The sequence below is a fragment of the Streptomyces tateyamensis genome (genome assembly GCF_003205575.1).
Classification (GTDB): Bacteria; Actinomycetota; Actinomycetes; order Streptomycetales; family Streptomycetaceae; genus Kitasatospora; species Kitasatospora tateyamensis.
In genome coordinates this window covers 84,133-110,347 of record NZ_PYBW01000004.1, presented here as the reverse complement: position 1 = coordinate 110,347, position 26,215 = coordinate 84,133, and the positions used below count along the sequence as shown (strand labels likewise).

At 71.8% G+C, this 26,215-nt stretch carries 19 protein-coding genes and 1 tRNA gene; 8 read left to right on the top strand and 12 right to left on the bottom strand.

Annotated elements, in window-relative coordinates:
• The 5 genes from C7C46_RS00685 to C7C46_RS00665 form a co-directional block, all read left to right on the top strand.
• Nucleotides 1-1,355, top strand: a 1,355-nt coding sequence (locus C7C46_RS00685; protein WP_220040528.1) for an IS1380 family transposase, incomplete at its 5' end; no start/stop codon positions are given.
• A gap of 505 nt (nucleotides 1,356-1,860) precedes the next feature.
• A complete protein-coding gene (locus C7C46_RS00680; RefSeq protein ID WP_110664541.1) occupies nucleotides 1,861-3,147 on the top strand; it encodes a chymotrypsin family serine protease in 1,287 nt (428 codons plus the stop codon).
• A gap of 63 nt (nucleotides 3,148-3,210) precedes the next feature.
• Entirely contained in the window at nucleotides 3,211-3,759 is a 549-nt protein-coding gene (locus C7C46_RS00675) for a sigma-70 family RNA polymerase sigma factor (RefSeq protein ID WP_110664540.1), read from the top strand.
• A gap of 4 nt (nucleotides 3,760-3,763) precedes the next feature.
• Complete coding sequence (locus tag C7C46_RS00670; RefSeq protein WP_146258943.1) at nucleotides 3,764-4,510, top strand: hypothetical protein; 747 nt, start codon at nucleotides 3,764-3,766, stop codon at nucleotides 4,508-4,510.
• Nucleotides 4,511-5,388: 878 nt separating this feature from the next.
• Complete coding sequence (locus tag C7C46_RS00665; protein ID WP_110664538.1) at nucleotides 5,389-5,775, top strand: hypothetical protein; 387 nt, start codon at nucleotides 5,389-5,391, stop codon at nucleotides 5,773-5,775.
• A 243-nt stretch (nucleotides 5,776-6,018) separates the two neighbouring features.
• On the opposite strand, the gene C7C46_RS00660 is transcribed toward C7C46_RS00665, so the two are convergent.
• Nucleotides 6,019-6,345, bottom strand: a complete 327-nt coding sequence (locus tag C7C46_RS00660) for a helix-turn-helix domain-containing protein (protein ID WP_110664537.1) — start codon at nucleotides 6,343-6,345, stop codon at nucleotides 6,019-6,021.
• A gap of 143 nt (nucleotides 6,346-6,488) precedes the next feature.
• On the opposite strand from C7C46_RS00660, the gene C7C46_RS00655 reads away from it, so the two are divergent.
• Nucleotides 6,489-7,460: a hypothetical protein gene (locus tag C7C46_RS00655; RefSeq protein ID WP_110664536.1), complete on the top strand. Its 972-nt coding sequence runs from the start codon at nucleotides 6,489-6,491 to the stop codon at nucleotides 7,458-7,460.
• Entirely contained in the window at nucleotides 7,457-9,262 is a 1,806-nt protein-coding gene (locus C7C46_RS00650; RefSeq protein ID WP_110664535.1) for a hypothetical protein, read from the top strand. The genes C7C46_RS00655 and C7C46_RS00650 overlap by 4 nt, the downstream gene beginning before the upstream one ends.
• A 274-nt stretch (nucleotides 9,263-9,536) precedes the next feature.
• Here C7C46_RS00650 and C7C46_RS00645 read toward each other — a convergent pair.
• Both C7C46_RS00645 and C7C46_RS34650 read right to left on the bottom strand, forming a co-directional pair.
• A tRNA-Leu gene (locus C7C46_RS00645) sits at nucleotides 9,537-9,620 on the bottom strand.
• 128 nt (nucleotides 9,621-9,748) lie between these two features.
• Nucleotides 9,749-13,180 (bottom strand): hypothetical protein, encoded by a 3,432-nt coding sequence (locus C7C46_RS34650; protein ID WP_181442119.1) that lies wholly within the window; start codon nucleotides 13,178-13,180, stop codon nucleotides 9,749-9,751.
• Between the two features lie 74 nt (nucleotides 13,181-13,254).
• On the opposite strand from C7C46_RS34650, the gene C7C46_RS00635 reads away from it, so the two are divergent.
• Entirely contained in the window at nucleotides 13,255-13,653 is a 399-nt protein-coding gene (locus C7C46_RS00635; protein ID WP_146258941.1) for a hypothetical protein, read from the top strand.
• A gap of 125 nt (nucleotides 13,654-13,778) precedes the next feature.
• Here C7C46_RS00635 and C7C46_RS00630 read toward each other — a convergent pair whose 3' ends face one another.
• The 9 genes from C7C46_RS00630 to C7C46_RS00590 form a co-directional block, all read right to left on the bottom strand.
• Nucleotides 13,779-15,251 carry a hypothetical protein gene (locus tag C7C46_RS00630; RefSeq protein WP_110664532.1) on the bottom strand — a complete coding sequence of 491 codons (1,473 nt, stop codon included), beginning with the start codon at nucleotides 15,249-15,251 and terminating at the stop codon, nucleotides 13,779-13,781.
• 251 nt (nucleotides 15,252-15,502) lie between these two features.
• A complete protein-coding gene (locus tag C7C46_RS00625; protein WP_110664531.1) occupies nucleotides 15,503-15,904 on the bottom strand; it encodes an SsgA family sporulation/cell division regulator in 402 nt (133 codons plus the stop codon).
• A 127-nt stretch (nucleotides 15,905-16,031) separates the two neighbouring features.
• A complete protein-coding gene (locus tag C7C46_RS00620) occupies nucleotides 16,032-16,610 on the bottom strand; it encodes a hypothetical protein (protein ID WP_110664530.1) in 579 nt (192 codons plus the stop codon).
• Nucleotides 16,607-18,001, bottom strand: a complete 1,395-nt coding sequence (locus tag C7C46_RS00615) for a hypothetical protein (RefSeq protein WP_110664529.1) — start codon at nucleotides 17,999-18,001, stop codon at nucleotides 16,607-16,609. Before C7C46_RS00615 ends, C7C46_RS00620 begins: the two co-directional genes overlap by 4 nt.
• Nucleotides 17,998-18,807, bottom strand: coding sequence for an ABC transporter ATP-binding protein (locus C7C46_RS00610; RefSeq protein WP_110664528.1), 810 nt, complete (start codon nucleotides 18,805-18,807; stop codon nucleotides 17,998-18,000). Before C7C46_RS00610 ends, C7C46_RS00615 begins: the two co-directional genes overlap by 4 nt.
• Before the next feature lie 38 nt (nucleotides 18,808-18,845).
• On the bottom strand, nucleotides 18,846-19,661 hold the full coding sequence (locus C7C46_RS00605; protein ID WP_181442118.1) for a cupin domain-containing protein: 816 nt from the start codon (nucleotides 19,659-19,661) through the stop codon (nucleotides 18,846-18,848).
• Nucleotides 19,658-20,218 (bottom strand): RNA polymerase sigma factor, encoded by a 561-nt coding sequence (locus C7C46_RS00600; protein ID WP_181442117.1) that lies wholly within the window; start codon nucleotides 20,216-20,218, stop codon nucleotides 19,658-19,660. The genes C7C46_RS00605 and C7C46_RS00600 overlap by 4 nt, the downstream gene beginning before the upstream one ends.
• Before the next feature lie 137 nt (nucleotides 20,219-20,355).
• Nucleotides 20,356-22,422 (bottom strand): LamG-like jellyroll fold domain-containing protein, encoded by a 2,067-nt coding sequence (locus C7C46_RS00595; RefSeq protein WP_110664527.1) that lies wholly within the window; start codon nucleotides 22,420-22,422, stop codon nucleotides 20,356-20,358.
• A gap of 157 nt (nucleotides 22,423-22,579) precedes the next feature.
• Complete coding sequence (locus C7C46_RS00590) at nucleotides 22,580-25,996, bottom strand: FG-GAP-like repeat-containing protein (protein ID WP_110664526.1); 3,417 nt, start codon at nucleotides 25,994-25,996, stop codon at nucleotides 22,580-22,582.
• Nucleotides 25,997-26,215 lie beyond the last annotated feature (219 nt).

Here is a 26,215-nt window from a genome sequence, read left to right as displayed (position 1 = left end):
TCGCCGCGTTCGACGAGCCGAACCTGGTCGCGGACGCGGGGCTCGTCCCAATGGTCCGCCTGGCAGAGCGCGTCGGCCTGTCCGGTCTGGTCAAGGAGAGGCTGCGGATCGACAGCGCCGGCAACAGCGGCGGCGCCAACCCGGGAGCCAAGGCGATGACGCTGGTCGCCGCGATGTGCGCCGGGGCCGACTCCATCGACGACACACAGCGGCTGCGGCTCGGCGCGATGAGCCGACTGTTCGGCGGGGTGCGCGCGCCGTCGACGCTGGGCACGTTCCTACGCTCGTTCACCCATGGCCACAACCGTCAACTCCACGCGGTGCACCGTGACTTCCTCGCCCGCTTGGCGCGGACCACGCCGCTGCTGCCGGGCGCGGACAAGGTGGCGTTCGTGGACATCGACCCCACCCACCGCAGGGTCTACGGGCGCGCCAAGCAAGGCGCCGAGGTCGGCAGGTTCAAGGGTGTCCGCACCCTGCACCCGATCCTGGCCACCCTCTCCACGCCGCTGGCCCGGCCGGTGATCGCCGCGGTCCGGCTGCGGCGGGGCAAGGCCGCCGACGCGCGGGGCGCCGGCCCGTTCACCGCCGAGGCCCTGGCCGCTGCAAAGCAGGCGGGCGCGAGGGGGACCGTGGTGGTGCGGGCGGACAGCCAGTTCTACAACGCCGACGTGGCGGCGGCCTGCCGCCGTGCGGGCGCCCGCTTCTCGCTCACAGTGCGGATGAACCCCTCCGTCGCCGCCGCGATCAGCCAGATTCCCGAGACCGCGTGGACGGCGATCCGCTACCCGGACGCGTTCGTCGACCCCGACACCGGGGAGCTGGTGTCCGATGCCGAGGTCGCCGAGGTGGAGTACACGGCGTTCACCGGACGGAAGAAGGCCGAGCACGTCACCGCGCGGCTGATCGTGCGGCGGGTCCGCCGCCTGAACAGCGAAGTGGCATCAGGGCAGGGCGAGTTGTTCACCGCCTGGCGCTACCACCCCGTCTTCACCGACAGCCCCTTCGAGATGCTCCAGGCCGAGCTGCAGCACCGCCGGCACGCCGTCATCGAGCAGGTCATCGCGGACGGCAAGTCCGGGCCGCTCGCCCACCTGCCCTCCGGCAGCTTCCAGGCCAACAACGCGTGGCTGACCCTGTGGGCGATCGCGTTCAACCTGCTGCGGGCCGCCGGAGCCCTCGCCGGTGCCTTCCACGCCAGAGCGACGACCGCCACCCTGCGCGCGCACCTGGTCAACGTCCCGGCCCGCCTTGCCCGCTCGGCCCGCCGACTGACGCTTCATCTGCCCGACCGCTGGCCCTGGCAGCAGCCGTTCACCGCCCTGTTCGACGCCGCCCACGCACCACCAGCCTGAGTGCCGACCCGACCCTCGCCCGCCAGGGCCCGACCGGAGCAGACGTGGAAGAGCTGGGCAGACCAGCGGACACCCCACACCCTCCAGCCGGTCACCCCGAAAAGTCCACCGAAACGATCACCATCGAATCAGCTCGGTGGATTCGGGCTGAGTTATCGGCCGAGGAGCCGAAGCCAGCCGTGACGCAAATCACAATAGGTCACCGACGGTTATGAAGTCGGAAAAATCGTGCTTTCGGCCCCTTGTCGCCCAGTCCCAAGGCATTGCAAGGCATCACAATACTGCCCAAATGCCCCAATTCCTGGCGGCCACATTTCTCCCTCCCTGCCCGTTCTGGTGCATTTGCGCGGCTACGGTGCACAACCTTGTGCAAGGTGATTTTGCATTGCCTCACCCCTGAAGATTGGTAGGTTAATAGCCGCCGACTGGGGGCGGTCTGACTCTCGGGGATATTCGCCCCTGTCGGTGCGAATTTATATCCTCTAGCAGTTGGAGACATCAGTTCATGGCCCAAAATTCGCGCAACTGGGGACGAACTTCTCTTGTCGTCGCCCTCAGCGGGCTGACAGCCCTGGCCGCATCTGTCGCACCGGCACTGGCCGACGCCAGCCCTTCAACTGATACGAGGTCGGTAAGCACCGGTGGATCCGTCCTCGACTCCTACATCAAGCAGCAGGGTCCCCTTCTTGACCGCGAGCGGAAGCTGGAAGCGTTCAAGGCGTGGCTCATCGCCCGGCCTGGGATCAACGAGAGCGGATTCATAGAGTCCGTTCACGACGCCGCGAACCTGTCGATGACCTTGCTCTGGCACGGGAACTCACCGCTGCAGGAGCAGGCCCGTCGGGAAGCCGCAACCCGTGGCATCACGGTGAAGTTCGAGCAGCGCAAGTACAGTCTGCAGCAGCTCAAGGCCGCCATCGACACGACGTGGCAACAGGCGCGTGCGGGCGGGTGGGCCGGCTTCAAGATCTCCTACATAGCGGGTGTGACCGCGGACTACGACGGAATCGTGGTAAATGGTTCCTATACCGCCCCGACGGCCAACCGCTCAGCGGCCGTTCGCTCACTAGCTACGCAGACGGGCGACGTGGCGGTCAAGGTCGTTGCCGGTGGCGAGGCGACCCCTGCCGCCGCCACCCGCAGCAATGACAACGCGCCTTTCAACGCGGGCGGTTACATGCTCAGCGGCAGCAGCACCTGCTCCACGGGTTTCTCCATCGGTCTGTCTGGGTCCAACTACACCACGACTGCCCGGCACTGCATCGCCGAGGGATACCACGATCGAGACGGCACCAACACGTACGGCACCGGGAAGCTGTTTTCGGGCGACGGTGCTGCGCGGGTCTTGACCGAGAGTGGCTCTTCGCTGATGTTCGACGGCGCCTACAACGATCCGAGCGGCTACCACAAGACCGTCGTGGGCTTCGGCGACGTCGGGCTCGGCACCCCAGTGTGCACCAGCGGCGGCAACTCCGGTGTGCACTGCAACATCGTGGTCAATTCGATGGCCGTGAGCTTCAACGACGGCTACGGCGCCGTCACAAACATCCTCGCGACCCAGCAGACAGGCGGTCAGATCGCAGCGATCCAGGGCGACAGCGGCGGCCCGGTCTTCACCCTCGCCGGCGACGGCCAGGTGTACGCCGCCGGCATGATCCAAGCAGTCGGCAGTCCGGCGTCCAACTGCGGCCCTGTCCACGACGGCGGCAACATCTGCAGCACCCAGGTGCTCTTCACCTCCATGCGCACGATCGTCAACTCCATTCCTGGCGCATCCCTGGTCACCGGCTGAGCTGAGCCGGACCGGCAACGACATGAGGTTTCGGCCCCGCCCGCTGCACAAACGGGCGGGGCCATGGCGTTCCTCTTCTGGTACGCCCTCCCGCGCGGCACGACAGAAGGCAACCCGATCTTGACACTCGACGATTTCCTCGCCGCTGAGCTACCGGGGCTCAGCCGCTTCGCAGGTGCGCTGACAGGCGATCCGTACCTGGCCGAGGATGTCCTGTCCGATGCACTCCTTGCCCTCGTCCCACGCTGGCGCAAGGTCTCCACGCTGGAACGGCCGGCCGCCTACGTGCGGCAGATCGTGGTCAACACCTACCTCTCGGAGCGGCGCAAGACCGCACGTCGGCGAACCGCCCCCACCGCGGACACCTGCGTCCTCGATAGGGCAGGCCCGGATGCGAGCGAGGCCGTGGTACGCCAGGACGAGGTCGACCGGCTGCTCTCCCAGCTGACCTCGCGCCAACGGGCAGCCGTAGTAATGCGCTACCTGCTCGACCAGGACGATCAGCAGATCGCAGAGGCACTGGGCTGCACGCCTGCCACCGTACGGTCCCATCTGTCCCAGGCCCGTGCAGTCCTTCGGCTGCCCGCACAACCTACAACCCAGGAGGGCTGAGCCCGTGGATGTGAACGACCTCACCGATGCCCTGTCCGGCCACGCACCAGACCAAGCGGCCGTACTCGCCGCATTGCAGTCCAAGCGCAGGCGTCGAACCACGAAACGAGCTCTCACTGTTGGCGCCGCAGCCGCCCTGGCGATGGGCATCATCGTGCTGGGCGCGGGCGCCGGCACCACTGGCCGACCCACCGCAATCAGCACCCCCAGCACGACACCCACTGCCTTTTCGGGCGCATCTGGATGCGCCAGCGACCCGATGGAACGGACCCTCGCGGATGCACGAGGGCGCGGCGCCTCGATCATCGTCGCGAAGGGCACCCTGACCGGCCACACCGGTCCAGAGGGTCTGCCGTACGCCGAGATGCAGCTGACAGACGTCCACACACTGAGCGGCCCCAGCATGGCGTCCGGCAGTCACGTCTGGGCCAACAGTGCGCACGGTCCATCCGGCCCGATCCCCGGCGCGGACGCCGGCGCGCTCTGGGCCACAGATGGCAGCCTCTTCGCGATCATCTGGCCTCAGCCCAGTGGCGGCTTCCTGACGGGTCCCACCATGAGCGTTGCCCCGGTAGTCGGCAACCAAGTCATCCTCAGCACCGCAGGGTGCTGGAACACAACCGGCCTGACCAGCACACCCTTCACCGGCCCCCTCGCTGAAATCCCGGGCAGCGACTCCTACACCCGTGCCGCAGTGAACGGACTGCACGGAGTCCCGCTGGACACGATCCAAGCCCTCGCCACTCACTAACCCACCTCAGAGGACGTCCTGCTTGGATGCGTGGTAGTTCATGGATTGTGCCAGGTTATGGTGGTTCGCCCGTTGCTCGTTTCGCGAGGTTGGAGATCATCGCGAGGCGGATCATGCTCTCAAGACGTTGACCGGGGTCGGCGACAGGGCGTCCCACAACGTGCGCAGGAGATACAGGAGTTGGCCCTGGATCACGCGGGCCGACACACAGTGCTGCGGTCCCGTGGTCGTCGACGTGCCGTATGAACCCACCGCACGTGGGATCTGGTGACAGGGACGGTGCTGTCCGACGCCATGACGATGCTCCCACGCGAACCCCAGTGCCGCTGAACCCCTCCCCTGCGGATCTCGAGGAGGGCCTGCGGAATCTGAGCGGAAACACGCCCTGGGTGGATGCGGCCCTGGTCGGTACAGGGGCGCTCTCCTACCGGCGCGATCAGGTCTCTGAACTGCGGCTTATCCAACTGTCGCCTGTCAGATCCGGTTCCCTGCAGGACGTTTGAGGCACTGCCTTCGTTCACTCCCTGGGGTGGATTAGTTACCCTGGGTTAGGAGTGCAGGGTCCAAGGTCACTAAGGTCACCTGCTGTGGCTTCCATGGTTTCCTGGGCCGAGGCCCTCACCCACCATTCCCCTCCCGATCTTCTCGCCTTGCTGGTACAGGAGCGGGAGGCCGCCGAGGAGCGGGTCCGCACCCTCGGCGCGATGATCGACACCGTGCGCGAAGTCGTGGACAGCGAGCCACTGTGGCGCACGATCACCCTTCCCGGACCACGCTCCGCTCCCACGTCACCGATGCCCCCGGCTGCCGAACCTGCCCCCGAACCTGCCGTGTCCGGCAGTGCGGCGCACAGGCCGGAGCGGACCCCAGGAGACAGAGTGCTTCTCCTGCCGGGCGTGGAGACCGCTGCCGCCCCTCAGGGCGCCGATGGCGCCGAGTGGCTGGCGGCGCAGGCCGACCACGCCCTGGGCGGCATGGCGGTCACCGGACTCGACGGCTCCTCACCGGAGGGCGAGGACATGGTGGTTGGGCAGCCGACCAAGCGGGAGCGGGTGATCGCGTTGATGCTGGACGCGCCGAACCGCTGGTGGTCAGCGCTGGACCTGTGCGCCAAGTTGGGCGTCCCCGGCCAGCGCCGGATCCGAGGCGCGCTCAACACGATGATCCGCAACGGTGAGCTGGTGCGGCAGAAGGAACCGGGCAAGAAGCACGTCTACTACCGGCTGGCCCCGCAGAGCGCCGAGGGGGTCCCGGTGAGCGGGTAGCCGCACAGAAGCAGGCAGGTCCGGGATAGCGCCCCGGACCTGCCCCAAATGCAACTGTCACCGTAGAGAAGTGGTTTCCATCAGGGTCGAGTCGCCCTGCGAGCTTAGCAATCCGCGTCCCGCGGAGCGCTCGCCGGTCGCGGCTGTCACCCGAACGTGTGCCCCCAGGTGGGGGCGTTGGACGGTTCGCGGCTGTGTGTGCCCATTACGACCTATCATGGTCGTTTGGCGACGCTTCGTGCGTCAGTTTGCCTCTGTGTGATCGGCCGGGCCGCAGTGGCGGCACGGCCAGAGACCGACTTGGAGTCCGTCCTCCAGGCGGGCGATGGCGCCGAAGTCCGGCAGGACCGCGCCGCGCAGGGTGCGCTCGACGGTGCGGCGGTTGACGCCGATCGTCTTCTCGATCTTCAGCGGGTTCAGGCCCCGTTCGGCTATCACGCGCTTGAGGCGCTGGGCGAAGATCTGCCCGTACCGGGCGCTGGCCGGGGCGTCGTCCCGCAGCCGGCCCTCGGGCCAGACTCCGTGGAGCAGGTAGAGGACAGGGGCTTCATCGCGTTGACTGCGCGGCATGGCCCCACCGTAGCCGGGGCCGGTATCTGCCCGCGTGTGCGCCAGAACACATCCCCGCCTTTCGCATTCGCCCCACCCGCCTCACCACTTCGCTCCGATGATGGTCTTGTAAGACCACTTCGGGCGCGGGAGGGCCGGTACGGGTGCCGCGGGACCTGGTCATGGGCGGGCGCGTGGTGAGCACCGTCGCCTCGGCGGTCGCCGCCTACGAACCCAGCAAGCTGACCGGCGACCAGTGGCAGGAGGTCGCCGCACTGACGCGGGCCACCGTCACCGCCTTCCGCCCGGACTCGCCCTGGGCGGCGGTCCAGCACATGACCACCGTGGCCCATTTCTGCGCCTGGGCCCGCTCGGTGTTCCTGCCCCTGGACACCGAGGCGCTGTTCCACCCCGACGTGGTGGACCGCTACGTCGCCACCGGCATGCCACACCTCAAGGACACCTCCCGCAGCACGCACCGCTCGCGCCTGACCTCCGTCGCCCGCGCCGTCACCCGCCGCGCCCCCTGGCCACCAGCCCCCGAGACGATCTCCCGCAACCGGCTCTCCCCTCCCTACACCGACCCGGACGTCGCCGGGCTGCTGGCCGCAGCCCGCCAGCAGAAGACCCCGCACCGCCGCCGGGCCGCCCTCGGACTGCTCGGCGCCGGCCTGGGCGCCGGACTCATCGGCGGCGAGCACCTCGTCCTCACCGGCGAAGATGTCACCACCACCCCGGGAGGCGTCACCGTGATCACCCTGGCGGGCAGCAGACCACGCGAGATCCCGGTCCTGGCCGCCTACGCACCCCTGGTACGCACCCTCGCCCGCCGCTTCCCAGACCAACCCCTGGTCGGACCGGTCTCCGCGACCGGCAAGAACCGGCTCGGCAACCTCGCCTCCAGCATCGAGATCCCCTCCCGCCTACCCGCCCTGAGCACCTCCAGACTGCGGACCACCTGGCTGGTCACCCACCTCAACGCCGGCACCCCGCCGCCCGAACTCCTGGCCGCGGCCGGGCTGAACTCCACCGGCAGCCTCATCGACCTCATCCCCCACACCACCCCGCTCCCCAAGCAGCAAGCCGCCCTGCGCCTCGCCCACGCGCTCACCCAGCCGCCGACCGGCCACCCGTGAACCCCACCGGCTCCGCCGACGAACCCAAACCCCTGCCCCACCACCGCGCGGTGCGGCCGATAAACGAGACCCAGATACTGCGGCGCGCCCAGCACCTCATCGACGCCAGCGGACTGCTGCCCGCCGTCGAAACAGTCCTGCACACCTCCACCGGAACACCACGCCTCTTCCCAGCCCGCGCCCTGCTCACCGGCCTGGCACTGCACGCCCTGCGGCAAGAGGAGATGCACCTGACCAAGGTCACCGCCACCCTCGCCCAACTCTCCCCATCCGCCCAACGAGCCCTGGGACTAGCCTCCTTGGGAAACGAAGGGGCCAGCTACCGGATGGTCTGGCACGCCTACGACAGGCTCGTCACCGCCCTGGACGCGGGAACAGTCACCATCGCGCACAGCCACCCCGGTCCCTTCGTGGACCACCGGACCGGAGAAGTGCTCTGTCCCGACGACTGCCCGCACGAGACGATCACTCCGGACGCCTTCCAGCAGCGGCTCCTCGCCGCCTCCATCCCCGTAAGCGTGGCACTGTCCGGCTCTGTCGCGATTGACTCCACCGACTACGAGACCTGGGCCCGCCGCCGCTCCTGGTCCGCCGCACCCGACGTCGACCCCGACCACCTGCCGGTCAAACCCCGCAAGAAAAGCAGCAGCAAAGACGGCAAGGACGGGAAGCGGGACCGCCACCCGGCCAACGAACCCGGCTGGCCGCGCACCGGCCACGACGGCCGAGCCCAGAACACCCTGGACCCCGACGCCCGCGACGGCTACCGCTCCGGCACCAACCTCACCCCAGGCGGCATCTTCTGCGGACACGACCTCCACCTGGCCGTCAACGCCCGCACCCTCAGCGGCGAAGAGGTCCCCTTCCTCATCCGCGGCATGCGCCTGTCCCCGGCCGGCTCCCACAAAGGCCAAGCCGGCCTGGCCGCGCTCGACCAGACCCGACAATGCGATGCCTCCCGCTCGGAGCAGCCCGTCGTGCGGGACGTGCTGATCGACCGCGGCTACTCCTACTGCATCCCCAGCAGCTGGGCCCACCCCGTCCGCCTGCGCGGCATCGAGCCCGTCTTCGACCTGCACCCCAACCAGCGCGGCACCCACCCCGGACCCATCGCCGGCACCGTCGTCATCGACGGCACCGTGTTCACCGACGCCCTCCCCGAGCAACTGCGCGACCTGCCCGGCTTCCGCATCGGCATGCCCAGAGAAGAGAAACTGGCCCTGCACGCCCGCTACGACCAGCGCGCCGTCTACGCCTTCACCCCTCACAGCGCCCGCGACACCGACGGCTACCAGCGCTTGAAAGGCCCCGCCCTCGCAGGACGGGTCCGCTGCCCTAACACCCCCGCCTCCCTACGACTGCCGCACACCCGCCCCACCACCGGCTGCCGCCGCGGAACCCCCTGCGGCTGCGGAAAGACCCTCACTCTTCCCCCGGACACCCTTGCCTGGACCTGGCAACGCCACATCTGGGGCACCACCGACTGGGCCCAGGACTACGGCCGCCGAGCGGCCGTCGAATCCTCCAACGCCGAGATCAAAATCCACCGCGCCCACCTGGACCGGGGCCACACTCGCGTCTTCGGAACCCTGAAGAACGCGGTCCTCATCGCCTTCACCCTCGCGGCCGTCAACATCCACCTCCTACGCGACTGGCACGCCAAACGCCGCCGACCTGACCCCTGGGCCACCCTCCTCGGCGAAACCAGCCCCGCCCCGGCGAACGTCCCCGGCCAGCGCACCCGCACCCGACGCCGCATCACCAGCCTCAGCGAACTGGCCGGCGCAGCACCACCCGGCTGAACGACACAGCCGCACACCCACCCCCCGTCACCGCCACCCGCAACAGCGACGGCTTCGGCCTGCCCGAAAACACCCGACACGCAGCTCCGGCAAGCGGCACCCACCCCGAACCGCACACCTGACGACCGAACAGCGCTCCCCAGACGACCCGGGCACCACAAACACCACCCGCCCCAGCCACACCCTCGAACACAACGACAGAACCCCGGCTCGGATTTCTCCGAACCGGGGGTTCTGTCAATCTGACCTGGGCAGTTCTGTGAACTACCCGCTGTGCGCGAGGGGGGAGTTGAACCCCCACGCCCTTTCGGGCACTGGAACCTGAATCCAGCGCGTCTGCCTATTCCGCCACCCGCGCTCGGTGCTGAACGCAACTATATCGGATCTCCGGACAGCTCCAAACCAAGATCATCACGACGCCGCCGCACCCGCAGGCGGTCGGACGGTCCCGTGCTCAGACCGGTCCGCGCTCGGACGGATCCGTCCTCAGACCGGTCCGGTGTCGAGGATCCGGATGCTCCCGGCCTCGGTCCACGGTCCGGTGGTCTGGGCGGTGCGGGCGCGGATCCGGATCAGGTAGGTGCCGCGCCAGCCGGCGGTGGAGATCAGGGCGGGCGGCGGGTTGGGGGTCGGGGTGGTCGTGGCGGGGTGCACGGTGTAGCTGGTCGTGGTGCGGGCCGCGCCGGTCGCCGGCTGGTCCGTGGCGGTCCGGTCGAGGGTGGCCGTGATCTCGTGGAAGACACCGGTGCTGGGCACCGAAGGGGGTGTCCAGGTCACCACGAGCGGGTCCATGGTCGGCGGGAGCGAGAACACCCGGGCACCCTGGACCCGGCCCAGCACGTCGGCGCGCGGAGTCTCGGCCCAGGGGCCCGTGCTGTCGGGGGTGGCCAGGCGGACCCGGGCAGTGTAGTTCTCACCGACGACCGGGACGCGCCCGTCGGTCCGGCTGAGCACGACCCATCGGGCGGTCGTGGCGTCCAGCCGGGCCACCTCGACGCCGGCGCAGTACAGCACCGCCTGGTACGCGAGCGAGTGCACGGCGCCGGCCGGCAGCGGGCCGCTGAACGGAGTCAGGGTCAGGGTGCGGCGCGCGGCGTCGGCGGTGACCACGGGCGGGTCCGTCCAGGTCAGGGCGATACCCGCGTCGTCGATCGACAGCAGCGGGGAGAGCGGCGCCGGGAGGTCCAGCACGAACAGGTGCGGCGCGATCGTCCACGGGCTGTGGTTGCCGCCCAGTTCGGCGCGGACCTGGAACCGGTAGGTCGACAGTGGCCGCAGCTTGCTCCCGCCGGCCAGGACGGCCGGCGCACTGGTGCCGACGATGCCGGTGCCGCTGCTGACGGTGGCCGGCAGCGCGCCCGGGGAGACGTCGACCAGCTCGTAGGTGTAGGTGGGCGCGGTGGCCGCGTCCGGGACCTCGACGGCGGTCCACGACGCGGTGACCGCACCCGCCTCGTTGCGCAGCGCGGCGCGCGCCGGGGCGGGCACGGCCAGCGCGGTGAACAGGCGGTTCACCAGTGCGCTCAGCCCGAGGCCGTCCTGGTCCGCCCGCAGGTACACGTTGTACCTGCGGCCGTGCACCAGGGCCGGCACGGGCCGCAGCTGGGCCCGGCCGCCGCTGACCGCCGTCGCGGTGGCCACGACCGCGCTGGTGGTGAGGTCCACCACCACCAGGTCGCACGGCGCGTCGGCGCGCCAGCTGACCTCCAGGCCGTCGCCCGCCTGGGTGGTGGACAGGATCGTCGGCGACGGCCGGCTGAGGACCGTCAGCGCCGCGGAGCCCCAGGTGCCCGGGAACTGACCCGGCATCAGGTTGCGAGTCCGCGCCGTGTACGCGCCCGGCAGCGCGGTGCCCAGCGGGAAGGCCCCGTTCTGGGGAGGCAGCAACCTGACGGTGAGTTCGCGCACCACGGCGGGCCGCGTGGTGTTCGCGAGCCGCCCGCCGGTGGGGTAGGCGAGCTGGACGGCTACCTGCTCAGCCCCGGGCGCCGGGGTCCAGCTGATGGTGAGCGCGGCGCCCTGGTGGTACGTCAGGTCCATGATCGGCGCGGCGGGCTTGGTCAGGGTCAGCGGTGCGGACCACGGCCCCAGCAGCTCCCCCCGGGTGCTGCGGACCCGGACCTGGTAGGCGCCGGCCGGCAGCGGTTCCGGGTCCAGCGGCACCGACCCGCTCAGCTCCGGGCCCAGGGAGCTGGCGGCGAGCGAGGTGCCGTCGGGGCGCAGCACCGCCAGGGTGTACCCGGCGGCCCGGCGCGCCCCGGTCCAGCGCACGGTGACCGCGCCGTCGGCGTACTCGGCGTGGCGCAGGACGGGGGTGCCGAGGTCCGGGCCCGGCTCGCCACCGCTCCGGTAGGCCGGGTCCGCCAGCACGGCGGCGATGCCCGCGACGGCGGCGGTCACTGCGGCCGCCGTCACGGCGCCGCCCGCGGCTGCAGTGGCGAGCGCGGTGGCGGCCGCCGCGGTGGCCTCCGGGACGGCCTCGCCCACCAGGCCGTCGCAGAGCAGTTGCTCGGCGACCCTGACGGCCTGCGGCCCGATCACCACGGCGAGGAACAGCGCGGTCTTCCCGGGATCGCGCAGCAGGGCCAGCGCGAACCGCGCCGCGCCGTCGCGGATGCCCTCGGTGAGGACGCGCGGCAGGTCGGTCCAGCGGGTGGCGGTCGGGACGCGCACAGTAAGGGCGGGGAAGTCGAGTTCCAGGAGTGGGGTCTGACTGCCGATCAGGGTCAGTCGGCAGCTGCCCGCGAGGCCGAAGACCAGGTCGCCGCCCTCGGCGGCGGCCGAGGGCGAGATCGTGTAGTCGGTGCTGAACGCCTGGTGCGCGATGAGGTCGGTCAGCGGGCCGCACGGCGAGTCGGCCTTCGGTGCGGCGAGCGAGCCGAGGGCGGACACGAAGTCCACCAGGTCCTCCGCCGAGCTGAAGGCGGGCCAGCCTTCCACCCCGAACTCGGGTTCGCGGTCGGGGTGGGTGGTGTAGTGGAACGGGCGGTTCAGCAGGCCGAAGGGGCCCTGGTCGCGCAGCGCGGTGAGCTTGCCCGCGAAGGTCCGGCCGCCGTCCGGGGCGGCGGTGACGGAGACCTCGGCCACGGCGAAGGCCTCGCCCAGGAAGTTGACGCCGGTCGTCAGCGCCGCGCGCCGGACCGGGCCGCTCTGGAGGGTGAGCGCGGGCCCGCCGGTACAGGTGCCGCCTGTGCGCTCCGTCCCCGCCAGCGCCAGGAATCCGAGGTCGACCGGCGCCTCCAGCAGGAGGCTCGCGGCGATCCGGTCGTACCGGTGGGTGGCGGGGTCGGGCAGCACGGTGACGAGGCCGTGCAGGTCGACGGCGACGACCAGCGTCACGGTGAGCGGCGCGTCGATGGTGAAGCCCTCGTGCGGGGTGGTCCCGTCCGGCGCCCGCAGGGTCCGCGCGGGGTCGTACGCCGGGTCGTAGTAGTAGATCCGGCTGCCGGCCCGCAGGGTCACCTCGATCAGGTCGCTGGGCCAGGTCGCTGCGGTGCCGGTGAAGCACTGCGCGGCGAAGGCGCCCAGTGACCAGTCGGCGGTGAGCGTCACGTCGAACAGCGCCGCGGCCCCGTCGCACAGCAGCAGACGCGCCGCGCAGGCCAGGCGCTGGTCCGCCTCCCCCGGCCGGGGTGCGCGGCCCAGCAGTACGGTGCCGCGCACCATGGCGGTGGAGCTGCTCGGCGCAACCGGTGTCCCGTCGGCCGGTGTCGTGCCCCACCGGTAGGCGAGGTCGGCGGCCAGGTCGGTGATCCGCAGGCCGGGCAGCCCGAACGGCTGCGCGATCTCCTGCGCGGCCGGGGAGGACGGCCCGGCCTGGGTGAGCTTCGTCGTCATGCCGCGGCCGTCCACGGTGAGCAGGACGTCGAACCGGTAGGCGCTGCCGAAGATCCCGTCGAGCTCGATGCGGCCCGCCACCTCCACCCGGTCGGCCGTCGCCGGGCCGTAGCTGACCCGCGGGCCGCCCGGCCCGCAGGTGGACGGTGTCGGCGATGGTGATCTCGGGCAGCTCGGCGGTGAACACGGTGCGCGCGGGGTCGGCGCGGTCGACCACGGCCGTCAGCCACAGCTGCGGGGTGCTCCCCGCCCGGCCGATCTCCAGCAGGTGGCGCAGCAGCGGGGAGCGGGCGAAGTCGACCCGGGCCAGGCAGGCCACCCCGGTCGACAGGGTCAGCGCGTGCTCGCCCAGCCCCGCCAGCGGGCTCGTCTCCGTACCGAGGGCGGCCAGCAACGGCTCGGTGGCGGCGCCCAGTTCGGCCAGGGTGCGGCCCGCCAGGTCGGAGACCACGAGCTGGGCGGCGCTCACCCGCACCCACTCGTCCATGCCCGCGGCCGCCGGGAGCAGCGAGGCGAACCTGAAGCCGCTGCCGAGGGACAGGGCCACCGCGTAGTGCAGGGCCGAGCCCTGTCCCGGCCGCGGGTCGCGGGCCAGGTGGACGAAGGCCTCGGCGGCGGGGACGGCGCCCTGCGCGGCCAGCTGCCCGTGCAGCAGCAGTTGGGAGGTGGACGCGTTCAGCTACAGCGCGGCGGAGGTGAAGGCGGGTGCCGCCAACGCGGCCGGGGCTGCCTCGCGCCAGCCCGCTCCGGCCGGCGGGGCGCAGGCTCCGGCGATCAGCTCGGCGATCGACAGGGCGCCGAGCTGCGCCGGCCCGAGCGTGCCGGTCAGCACGGTCTGCACGCTCGGGCCGCCGAGCGCCAGGGTCACGGTGGCGAGCAGGCCCGCGCACTCCAGGGTGCCGGTGATGCTGCCGGTGGCGGGCGCGCCGCGGCCTGGCAGGTCCAGCTGGGCGGTCAGCGAGGCCACCGCCCACTGCCCGGCCCCGAACGGGATCGTCCAGCCGCCGAACCCCACCGTGCCGCTCAGCTGCAGCGCTCCGGTGTCCGGGACGGCCCGGAAGGCGGCCCGCGTGACCAGGACCGGACCCGAGATGCCGTGCTCGGGCGCGTCGGCGGGCAGGCCGGGGGCGGCGCTGCCGGGCGCGGTCAGGTCGGCCGCCGCGGCGACCAGGTCCAGGCTGTCGTTGTTGGTCTCGGCGGCCAGCGTGCCGGTGAACTCCCAGGGCCCGGCGGCGGCCGGTCTGACCGCGACCAGGTCGACCCGGGCGCCGCCGAGGGCGAGGGCGCCCCGGACGTAGCCGCTGACGGTGTCCGGGCCGACCGGGTAGCTGCTCTGCAGGTCGGCGCTGACCTGCGTCAGAGCAAGCCGGCCGGGCAGCAGGGTCCACGGCTGCGGGAGGTCGGCGGCGAACCCGAACATGGCGAGGGCGCCGCCTGCCCGCTCCTCGAAGAGCAGCACCACCCGGGCCAGCTCGAAGCCCTGCGCCAGCGGCAGGGTGGCCGGCAGCGCCTGGCGGGCGCGCGGGCCGGCCAGCCAGCTGTCCAGCGCCTCGAAGCCGGGCACCTGTACCGAGTGCGTGAACCCGGCCAGGACCTGCCACTCCTCCTCGAACCCGTTCTTGATCGCGCTCACGTCCACCGGGTGGCCCGCCAGCACGAGTTCACCGGTGAGCTGGCCGCGCACCGCCACCGGGTCGCGGGCGGGGTCGAAGACCAGCACCGCGCTGACCCCGCGCACCACGACCTGACCCTCGATCACCGTCCAGGCGTCCTCGGCCTGGTCGAACATCAGGGTGAGCCCGGTCAGCGCCAGGGTGCGCGGATCCAGGCCGATGCCCAGGCCCGTGACAGTCAGGCCGCCGAGGGTGGACAGGCCCGCGGGAAGCGCGGTCGGATCCCCGCCGAGCAGGGCGAGGACCTGCCCGATCGAGGGCAGCCGCACCGGGCTCGCCTCGTCGAGTTCGAGCTGCCAGTGCGCGTGGTCGGCCGCGGGGACCGGCAGGGTGACGTTCAGTCGGGTCGGCTGCGCACCGGGCCCGAGGTCGATGCTGCCGCGCACCTGCCCGGTTACCGTCCAGCCGTCGGCCTCGTCGCGGTCGGCCACCAGATCCTGCAGCCGCTCCCGGATCCTGGCCCGGACCTTGGACAGCATCCGGTTGACGATGAGGATCCCGTCTCCCTGGCTGACATTGATCTGGTGGATCTCCAGACACGCGCTCTTCGTCGCTCCGGCCCCCCGGCCTCGCACGCGCAACGGAAATTGTGCGTGGCCCCACCCCCACAGCAGGGCCACACCCTATCCGGCCGGTCGACGGTCGAACAACCATCTGCCACAGCTGAATTGACAGCCCACCGGGCCGCCGGGCCGGCGCTCCGGGGTGTCGGCGCCGCGTCAGGCGTGCGTCAGGACGGACTGGCGAGCAGCCGGTCGATGCAGGCGTCCCAGTCGATGTGGGCGCCCTCGGTGCCCTTCGGCACGAGCGCGTAGGAACGGGTGAGGAAGTCGACCAGGTCGCTCACGCTGGCCACCAGCAGGGCGACGCCGTTCGGCCCGGCGACGGCTATGTACACGTTCTGCCGGTCGGCCGGGGCGATGTGCACGTCCCCGTCCCCGCAGCCGGCCGTCAGCCCGCGGGCCAGCAGATCGCGGCCGAACACCCAGTCCACCGAATCCCGTTCGCCGGGGAACTGGCAGCGCACCGCGAACGGGTCCGCGGTGCTGTACGAGCACTCGGCCGTCACCGGCACGACAGTGTCCACCCCGGTTCGCAACTGCATCGTGGTCCGAGCTGTGATCAGATCCATGGGTGGCCCCTCCCGTCGTGACAGGCCTGTCGTCTGCCCCGTAATGCGCCAGGCATTCCGCTCGGCCGAAAGTTGTTCCGAGACACTGCCGCAAGGGGCGACAGCGTCTCGAACCTGCGGCGATCCGTCAGCGTCTGGGCCCCGCCACGGCGTACAGCGCGGTGCCGACCGCGGCCAGGGTCCACCCCGTTCCGCTGGACACCGCGGTGCCCGGGGCGAGGACCAGCCAGCCGATCACCTCCCCCGCCGTGCCGCCCGGGGCCGGCACGCAGAGCGTGACGGCGAGCCAGCCGGTCGGCAGGGTCCAGGCGAACGGAGCCCCGCACAGCACCGCCCCGAGCGCGGCCAGCCCGGCCAGGCCCGCGCTGTCCCGGACCAGCAGCGCGACCGGGGCGAGCCCAGCCCCCGCCGCCCGGCCCACCAGCAGCACGCCGGCGGCGACCGCGCCGATCAGCAGCACGTGCGCGGCCCGTCGGGGCAGCCAGCGGATCGCAGCCGTCCGGTCCAGCCCGACGTCCGGCCCGCCGAGCCCGACGGATGCGCCCGCCACCGCCGCGGTGAGGGCCAGGAGCGCCGTCCCGAGCTCCGGTACACCGGCGGCGCTGTCCTGGCGGGCGGCCCAGGCCGCCAGGGCGACCGCTGCGGCCGCGGCGGCCGATGCCGGCACCTGCCGGGAACGCGCGTACAGCGTCAGCCACCTGCTCACGACCGCTCCCCCGCCAGCATCGCGAGCCCGTTCGCCCCCGTGCACGACAGACCGGCGTCGTGCACCTCGGCGATCCGGGTGCGCTGCTCGGCCGGTGGCGCCGCCAGCAGCCGCTGCCAGGCGGCGTCGGCCTGCGCCCAGGTGTGCCGTAGGTACGCCTGGTCCCCCTCGTGTTCCAGCGGCCGGCGCCCGGGGTCGTGCAGGGCCCAGCTCACGGCCACGCTCTGGACGGCGACCGCCGCCTGGTCGCCGCCCTCCCGGTCGTCGTTGACCCGGCAGTTCGGGGCCAGGCCCTGGGCGACCAGCGCCCGGGTCAGCTGACTGCCCGTCACCCCGGCGAACAGCCGGTCGTCGAAGTCGACCAGCAGCACGTCGCCGGTGAGCGGGCGCGGATCGCCGAGGGCGCGCAGCCCGGTGTCCTCCCGGACCGCGTTCGGTGCCCGGTCGCCCAGCACCTCGTGCAGCACGCGCAGCGCCTCCGTGCTGCGCCGCGCCAGTTCGGGCAGCCGCGCGCTGTTCGCCCGCGTCACGCAGACCGGTCCGTCGCAGACCGGCGCGGCGGCGGCCCGGTCGACCACGTAGGTGCCGCGCGCGGTGGCCGGAAGCACCAGCAGGGCGAGCAGCGCGCCGGCCAGCAGGGGGACCAGCGCGAGCAGCCGGGCCCGGCCGGTCGCGGCCGACAGCAGGGCGAAGCCGGTGGCGAGCACGCCGAGCAGCCAGAGCGCCTGGCCCAGGTGCACGGAGCCGGACAGCGTCAGCAGCACCTCCCGCGGGTCCGCGGTCACCGGGGAGAACAGGGCGAGCCGGTTCGGCGCGGTGCTCGACGGCAGTGCCCCCTCGCTGTTCGGCCGCAGGGCGGAGGTCAGCACGAGGAAGGCCAGGGTCAGGGCCGGCGGGGTGAGCACGGAGGGCAGGGTTCGCGCGACGCCCATGCCGAACACCGCCCCCGCGACCAGGCCCAGCGCCGCCACCAGCGAGATCGGCAGCCAGCCGAGGCTGGTGTAACCGGTGGCGCCGGCGGCGACCTGGACCCCGCCCACCAGGACCAGCAGGCCGAAGCCCCCGGCCAGCGCGAGCGCCAGCGCCCCGGCCGGCAGCGCCGCCCGGCGCCAGGGCGGCCGCGGTGTACTGGACAGCAGCTCGCTCATCCGCGAGCGGGCGTCGCGCAGCCCGTACACCGCGCCCAGGCCCACCACGAGCGGCCACCAGAAGCCCAGCAGGTACCGGGTCCACAGGGCCATGCTGGTCCACTGGGCCGTCCAGCCGGCGGTGCCCCGCCGCCAGATCCCGTCGATCAGGAGGAAGACGGCCAGGCTGCCGCCCAGCACGGCCAGGCCGGCCCACGGGGCGGCCGAGCGCCTCAGCTCGGTCCGCAGCAGGCGTGCGTTCACCAGTTGCCTCCCCGCTGCGCGCGCGTGTCCAGGAGCGCCGAGTAGCCGCGCTCCAGCGGACTGTCGCCCGGGTGCCCGGGTCCGCCCGCCGCGGCCAGTTCGTCCGGGGTGCCCTGGAAGAGCAGGCGGCCCTCGGCGAAGAGCACCACGTCGGAGCAGGCGGCAGCCACGTCCTCGACCAGGTGGGTGGAGACCACTACGCAGGTGTCGCGGCCCAGTTCCTGCAGCAGCTCGCGAAAGCGCAGCCGCTGCGCCGGATCCAGGCCGGCGGTCGGTTCGTCCAGCAGCAGCAGGACGGGGTCGTTGACGATGGCCTGGGCGATGCCGGCCCGGCGCACCATGCCCCCGGACAGCGTGCGCATCCGGTGGTCGGCGCGGTCGGCCAGGCCCACCCGCTCCACGGCCCGCTGGACGGCCGCGGGGACGGCCGCCTTGGGGACCTCCTTCAACCAGGCCATGTACTCGACGAACTCACGGACCGTGAAGCGCTTGTAGTAGCCGAACTCCTGCGGCAGGTAACCGATCCGGCGGCGCAGCGCCCGCAGGTCGCTCCGGGCGCCCACGGCGGTGCCGCACAGCTCCAGCTCGCCCTCGGCGGGGCGCAGCACGGTGGCCAGGGACCGGATCAGGGTGGTCTTCCCCGCCCCGTTGGGCCCCAGCAGCCCGTGCACACCGGTGCCGAGCGAGAGGTCGAGACCGTCGACGGCCGTCTTCCGGCGCCCGGCCCGGACCTTCAGGCCGGTGGCCCGGATCTCCCAGGCGTAGGTCCGCGGCGCGGTGTCGGCCGCGCTCGTCGTGGGTGGCATGCGGTGAGCCCTTTCGAGGGTCGAGGGTCGGGGCGCCGTCACAGCGCCTCGTAGGCGTGGCGGCGGACGATCACGGCAGCGGTACCGATCGCGAGCAGCAGGCCCCACCCGGGCAGCTGGCCCGGTTGCAGGACCAGGGGGACCCGGTCGGCGAACCACGCGGGAACGGCGACGGCGGCGCACCAGGCGGCCAGCAGCGCGAGGGCGGCCCGGGTCAGTCCGACGACGCTGCCCAGGGCCAGCGCGGTGGCGGTGAAAGCCAGCGAGGGCAGCAGCCACTGCCCGGCCGTGGTGGTTCCGGTCAGGCCGCCCCCGAGCAGCAGCACCGGCACCACCACGGCCAGGACGGCGGTGGTGCGCCGCAGCAACAGGGGCAGGCCGGCCCGGGCGGTCGAGGCCGTCAGCTCGTGCACCGGATCCAGCGGGCGCGACCACGAGGCAGCGACCGCACCCAGCGGCAGCACCGGCGCGACCAGCACCAGCAGCGAGGCGTGGCCCAGGGGCACGGGCGCCGCGACCGCGCCCAGCAGCAGCGCCAGCAGGGTGCAGCCCAGGGCCGTGCCCAGCCAGGGCGCTGCCACCGGCGTCAGCCGGCGCGGCACCAGGTTCGGCCGGTACCGGCGCGCGGACCTCGGCGCAGCTGCGGCCAACTGCGGCGCCAGCTGGGCCCGGACGGTGTCGACGAGCGCCGCTGTGACGGGCGCCTCGGTGGCCACGGCGGCCGCCAGCCGGCCGCGGCAGGTCGCGCATGCCTCCAGGTGGGCTTCCAGTGCCCACAGCACGTCCGCGGCCGGCGCGGTGTCACCGCGTGCGTAGTCGCCGATCAACTGCGCCGACGCGTGTTCCCCGCTCATGCCAGTGCCTCCCGCATCGCGATCCGGGCCCGGCGGGCCCGCGTCTTGACGGTTCCTTCGGGCAGCCGCAGCAGCACCGCGGTCTCCCGCACGGACAGCCCGTCGAGCACCGTGGCCTGCAGCACCTGGCGCAGTTCCGGTGCCAGCCGGCGCAGCGCGTCGCCGACGTCCCCGCCGACCGTCCCGGCCAGCACCTCGTCCTCCGCCGCGGGCACCACGGCCAGTTCGGCGGCCGCGACCGGCGGTTCGGCGTGGTGGGCCCGGCGCCGGAAGGCGTCGACCAGCCGACGGGCGGCGATCGTCCACAGCCACCCGACGGCCGTACCGCCCACCGCGCCCCCGGCGAACGCCCCGGCCGCCCGCCACACCGCCAGGAACGTCTCCTGCATGACTTCGGCCACGATCTGCTCGTCCGCACACCGCCGGCGCAGCCGCACCGCCAGCCACGGCGCGGTCCGCCGGTACAACTCGTCGAACGCCCCGCGGTCGCCCCTGGCCACGAGCCGGAGCAACTGCTCCTCGTCCAGCTCGTCCAGTGCTCTCCTTCGTGATCTCACGCCAGTCAGACGACGGCCGCCGCCCGCGGGTTCTCCGTCCGAAGTGACCTGCGTCACCACGCACTGACGGCCCGCCAGGACTGGCGGGCCGTCAGGTGCAGATCTAGCCGTGGATAGGGCGAACAGCGGCGCTCCGGCTACTGCGCCTTCACCGTGAAGTGGCACGGGGTGGTGGACGGCGAGCTGCTGGTGCCGTCGCTCGTGCGGGCGTACCACCCGTAGGTGTGGCCGTCCTGCAGCGACAGCGCGAGCGTCGACTGGCCGCCCAGCGCCGAGGCTGGGCTACCGCTCTGACCGTCCGGCAGGTTCTGCTGGGCGGGATGTGAGTCGTCCCAGACCGTGAAGACGGCGTGCACCGGTGCGGACGGGTCGGGGCCGGCCACCTGGACGCTCAGGGACGGCGTCGTCGTGTGCACGATGCCGTACAACGGGTGGCCGGGCTGGGCGGTCTGGGTGGGCAGCAGCGGGAAGTCGGTCGGGATGTCCCAGCAGCCCGCGTCTGTCGTGTCGGACAGGGGTGCGGTGGTGGTGGCCGTCGGTGCGGCGAGGGTGCCGTGCAGGGCGCCCACCTCGGCGTCGGTCATCGGGTACTCGAAGACCTGGACCTGCTGGACGGAGCCGGTGAGGTACCCGTTCTCGTTCCCGTTCACCCTGTCCCGGCCGACCACGAACGGGCCGCTGGACGGGATCCGCGCGGTGTGGGCCGCGGTGGTGGGCGAGCCGCCACCGACATAGAGGCGGATGTTCTGCGCCACCGCGTCGTAGACGGCGGTCAGGTGTGTCCAGACGCCGGGGTCGGCCGCGGCGGCGGTCTGGTCGACGTGCCAGCCTATGCCGCTGCTGTTCGGCATCGCGAAGTGCCACGCCTTCTCCGAGCCGTCGTACCAGAGCATCATGCCGCTGGTGTTGGTCCCGTCCTGGCTCAGCACCACGCCGGTCGTCTCCGTCTTGGCCCAGGCCGAGACGGTGAAGCTGTTGCGGGTGTCAACAGCGGGACCGCTCGCAGTGACGACGCCCTTGGCCGACCCGGTCAGCACCGCGGAACCACCGTGGTCGGGGCCGAACGCGACGCCGCCCGTGACGACGGTGCGGTCGGGCAGACTGCTCGCGCTGCCCAGGCCCCAGGAGAGCACCCGCGCATTCTTTACCGTGCCGATCAGCGGGGTGTGGTCGGAGAACCCGTTGGGCTTGCACAGGGGATGGGTGGCGTCCCAGCACTGCGGTTGGTCCTGGTAGGAGTAGTCGGCCGTGTCGGCCTGCCCGGTGTCGGAATCGCAGTTGCTGAAGCCGGCGGTGGAGAACAGGTAGTCGATCTTCGTCGGCAGGTACCGGTCGCTCTTCAGCGCGTGCGTGACCGGGTCGGTGTTGGCAGCGGTGGCGTCGAGTCCCAGGTGGGTGGTCTCGTTCACCGGGTCGCTCGGGTAGAACGGCTGCTGGTCGCACTCGGCCATCCGGTCGTACAGCGGCTTCAGGTTCGACCGGACCGAGGTATTGAAGTCACCGCCCAGCACGACCGAGCCGAAGGCCGACACCTCCTTCTGCACCGTCAGGACCTCGGCGTCGTACTTGGCCTGGGCACCGGGGACCGCCGGCACCGACGAGCCGAAGTTGGACAGGTGGGTGCCGCAGACCCGCGGCTCCCACCCCTGCGCGGCCACACAGAGAATCTGGTTCTGGTCCTGGCCCCAGGCGGGGTCCACCGGCAGTTTGACCTGGTCGGTCCAGGTGATCTTGTTGCGTACCCCGACGGCGATGCTGAGCCTGCCCTGGAGCCCGCCGCGGCACCTGCCGGTGTCGTCGTCGCCAGGCGACGGTGCGCGCCGCGACTCGGCTGTGGCGAAGTTCCAGTCGCTCTGCCCTCGGTCCGCGAGTGCGGTCTGGAGAAGCGCCAACTGGCTGCCGTCGGCGCCGCTGCAGATCTCCTGCAGCAGCACCGTGTTGAGATGCCGACTGACCACCTCGTCGGCGACCGCCGCCATCTTGGTCTGCGGGTCGTTGCGGAACGGGCAGTAGGCCGGGTCGGCCGGGGTCGACCCGCCCGACTCGCCGCAGATGTTCCAGGTCATCACCCGGACCGGCTCGGGCGCACTGCTGGTCGAGCTGGTGTCGGCCGAGACCGGCGTGCCACCCGGGAGCAGGAATGCGGCGAGGGCGAGCCAGACGCCCAGCCAGCGGGAGAGGCGTCTGCGGATGTTCGTTTGCATCCGACCATGATCGGGGCCGCAGTCGCAGCACTCAACCCGGTTTCCCCTCAACACTTCTGACGTACAGTCAGGCAGCTCGCATGCCGATCCCGCCCTCGGCGGCGGGGCCCCGGGAAGGGCGCCCGCGCCGAGGGCGGGACGGCGGTCACACCATCAGTCAGAGGGCCTGAGAGCGGGCCCACTCGACATTGCTCTGCCAGACGGTCTCCGCGGGGCGGAAACCGGTCGCGGTGGCGTTGGAGACGACCAGGTTGGTCGCCGCGTGGCCACCGCCGTAGACGGTGGCGATGTCGGCCAGACCGTCACCGTCGAAGTCGCCGACCAACACCTGGGTCTGGGCGCTCTGCTCGGCGAGCCTGGCGGCGTTGGCCGCGGCCAGGATGGCAGGCCCGCCGGCGGCACCGGTGTCCGTGGCCGGCGGGATCATCGAGGGCAGCACCGCACCCGGCCAGCTGCCGCCGTCCTTGCCGGACTCCCAGGCCTGCGACGGGACGGCGAAGCCGCTGCCGGTGGAGAGGATGCTCCACAGGGCCGTGTGGGTGGTGGTGTCCGGGTCGGGGCTGGAGTTGTACACCACCGCGACGTCGGTCTTCCGGTCGCCGTTGAAGTCGCCGGCGACGGGCGTGCTGGAGTACCAGTTCCACGAGCCGAGGTCGGTGCTCAGGTCACGCGCGGTACCGGGGTCGGTGAAGCCGGCCGGCGTTGAGATGGCGGTCCGCAGCTCGGTGTGGGGCTGGCCGGCGATCTGCTCGCTGTAGAGGATGCCCAGGTCCGCCCGGCCGTCGCCGTCGAAGTCACCCGCGACCGGCTTGCTCATGCTCCAGTCCAGCGGCTTCGGGCTGCTCCACCCCTTGGAGGGGCCGGCGAAACCGGCGCCGGTGGAGCTGAAGGTCCACCAGTTGGAGGTCAGGTCGTACTGGTTGTACAGGACGCCGATGTCGGTCTTGCCGTCGCCGTCGAAGTCACCCGCGACCGGCTTGCCGGCATTCCAGTTCCAGGAGCCGAAGCCGTTGGCCACGCTCTCCCAGGGCCGGCTCGGAGCGGCGAACCCGGTACCGGTGGCCATGAAGGTCCACAGGCCGGTGTGGTTCTTGCCGTCGCTGCCCTGGCCGTAGTTGTAGAGCACGCCGATGTCGGTTCGGCCGTCGCCGTTGAAGTCGCCGGTGACGAACTTGGCCAGGCTCAGGTCCCAGTTCTCGCCGCCGGGGCTGCCGCTGTAGGCGAGCACCGGCGAGCCGAAGCCACGGCCGGTGGCCGCCTGGGTCCAGATCTGCACGGTGCGCTTGCCGGTGGCGTCGGCCGGGGAGCCGTAGACCACCGCGGTGTCGGCCCGCGGGCTGCCGCTGAACCGGCCGGCCAGTTTCACCGAGTTGCTCTGCGACCAGTCGACGCCGCTCGCGCTGCTGTCCCACCGCTTGGTCGGCCCGGCGAATCCGCTGCCGGTGGAGGGCAGCGTCCACAGAGCGGAGGTCAGGTCGTACTGGTTGTACAGCACGCCGACGTCCACTTTGCCGTCGCCGTTGAAGTCACCCGTGACGGGCTTGCTCGCGGCCCAGTTCCACGAGCCTGAACCGTCCCTGACGTTGTCCCAGGCGTGGACCTGATCGCCGAAGCCGCTGCCGGTGGAGGTGAAGGTCCGCAGGTCGGTGTGGTTGGCGCTGCCGCTGGTCCCGTCGTCGTAGAGCACGGCCAGGTCCGCCTTGCCGTCGCCGTTGAAGTCCCCGGCCAACGGCTTGGCCGAGCTCCAGACGAGCGGGTCGCTACGGTGGGCCGCACCGTCCCAGACCTTGACCGGGTTGTTGAACCCGGTGCCGGTGGCGGTGAGGGTCCACCAGGCGGAGGTGCCGTCGTGCTGGTCGTAGAGCACGGCGACATCGCTCTTGCCGTCACCGATGAAGTCCCCGGCGACCGGCTTGCTCAGGCCCCAGGTCCAGGACCCGGCCTGCCTGGTGACGTTGTCCCAGGCGCTGACCGGCTTGCTGAAGCCCGTGCCGGTGGAGGTGAAGGTCCACAGCGTGGTCTCGCTGAAGTCGGTCTTGACGAGGCCGTCGTCGTAGAGCACGGCCAGGTCCGCCTTGCCGTCGCCGTTGAAGTCGCCCGCGACCGGCTTGCTGCTGTTCCAGTTCCACGAGCCGGAGTCCCGCAGGCTGTCCCACGGGGTCACCGGGTCGGCAAACCCGCTGCCGGTGGAGGTGAACACCCGCAGCTCGGTGTGGTTGCTGCCGTCCGCGTTCTGCCCGTCGTTGTAGAGCACGGCCAGGTCGGCCTTGCCGTCACCGTTGAAGTCACCGGTGACCGGCTTTGCGGCGCTCCAGTCGAACGCTCCGGCCGCGCTCTTCCACCACACGACCGGCGGCGCGAAGCCGCCGCTGCCGTCGGCCGGCCAGACCCGAAGGCCGGCCGTGCCGTTGCCCTCGTTGTAGAGACTCGCGAGGTCGTCACGGCCGTCGCCGTTGAAGTCGGCCCGCGCCACCGACGAGCTGTCACCGTTGCACGGCGCCTGGCTGGCGGCCGCCGCCTTGCCCGGGTCGGCGCACGAAACCCAGCCCGCCGCGCCCCGCAGGTCGCCGTGGTCCGAGATGTCGTTGTCGTAGTGCGGCGTGGCCGCGTACGGGGAGCTGAAGTCCCGGGAGCTGACGAAGACGTAGTCGACCTTGGACATGTCGCCGCGGTTGAAGTCGTAGGTGTCCTTGCCGCTGCGGCACCGGTCGGCGCTCTGCGGGCAGGCCTTGCCGAACTGGGTCTTGTCCGTCTGGTCCACCTCGGTGAACTGGCCGAACCCGCCACCGAAGTCGTAGAAGGCATCCAGCGATGGGTCGCTCGGCGCCGCGTTGAAGTCACCGCCGATCACCACCGGAGTCCCCGCCGCGATCCAGGGCTCGACGGTCTGCCGGGCCTTCGCGTTCTCGCGCTCCTGCGAAGTGCCGGCGCAGCTGGCGGCCGGCGAGGGGTAGTACGGGCACTGGCTGGTGTACGACACCGAGGACGGGTGGTGGGTACAGGCCTTGATCGGCTTGCCCTGCAAGGTGGTGTCCGCGCAGATCATGTCGACCGCCTCGCGCCCGGCGTCCTCACCGAGGTACACCGCCTTCGCGCTCGGCGCCGGGTCCGCGCCCTTGCTGAACAGGGCGATCCCGGCGGAGTTGTCGGCCCCGGCGACGCCGTGACTGCAGCTCTCGAGGTCCCCCGCCACCACCGGCGGGTTCTCGGTCTCCACGTACGCGCCGTGGTAGCCCTTGGTCCCGAGTGCGGTCTGGAGGTCCTTGAACTGGGGCCGGCATATCTCGGTCAGAAAGACCAGGTCGGAATTCCACCCGGTCGCCTCGGAGGTGACGAACGGGACCCGCTTCGCGTCGCCCGCCACGGTGCAGTAGCCGGGCCAGCGCGCACCACCGCAGAGGTTGTACGTGAGGAAACGAAGGGGCGCGGACGGCGGCGGGGTGTCCACCGTCGCGGCCGCCACCGCCGCAGGTGCCGTAGCCGCCGTCGCAGGCGCCCCGCCTGCGACGATGACCGGGGCGAAGGCCAGGAAGGCTGCGGCCAACAGGGCCGCAACCAGGGATCTTGCTTGCATCACGCTCTTTCGTCGAAGTGGTGCCGCCGGTCACCCGCGGCGCGACGGGGCTCAACCGGAAGAAGACAGCCAAGAAGGAGCGGTGCGTCCAGAAACTGATCTGGTTCCCCCACGAATGAAACCCCCGGCGGGGATCATACGGGAGAGACCGACGGCTTCGCGCCGCATAAAACTCCGCGACCACCCGACCCCTGCTCGACACCCGGGCCGCGGGCCGGC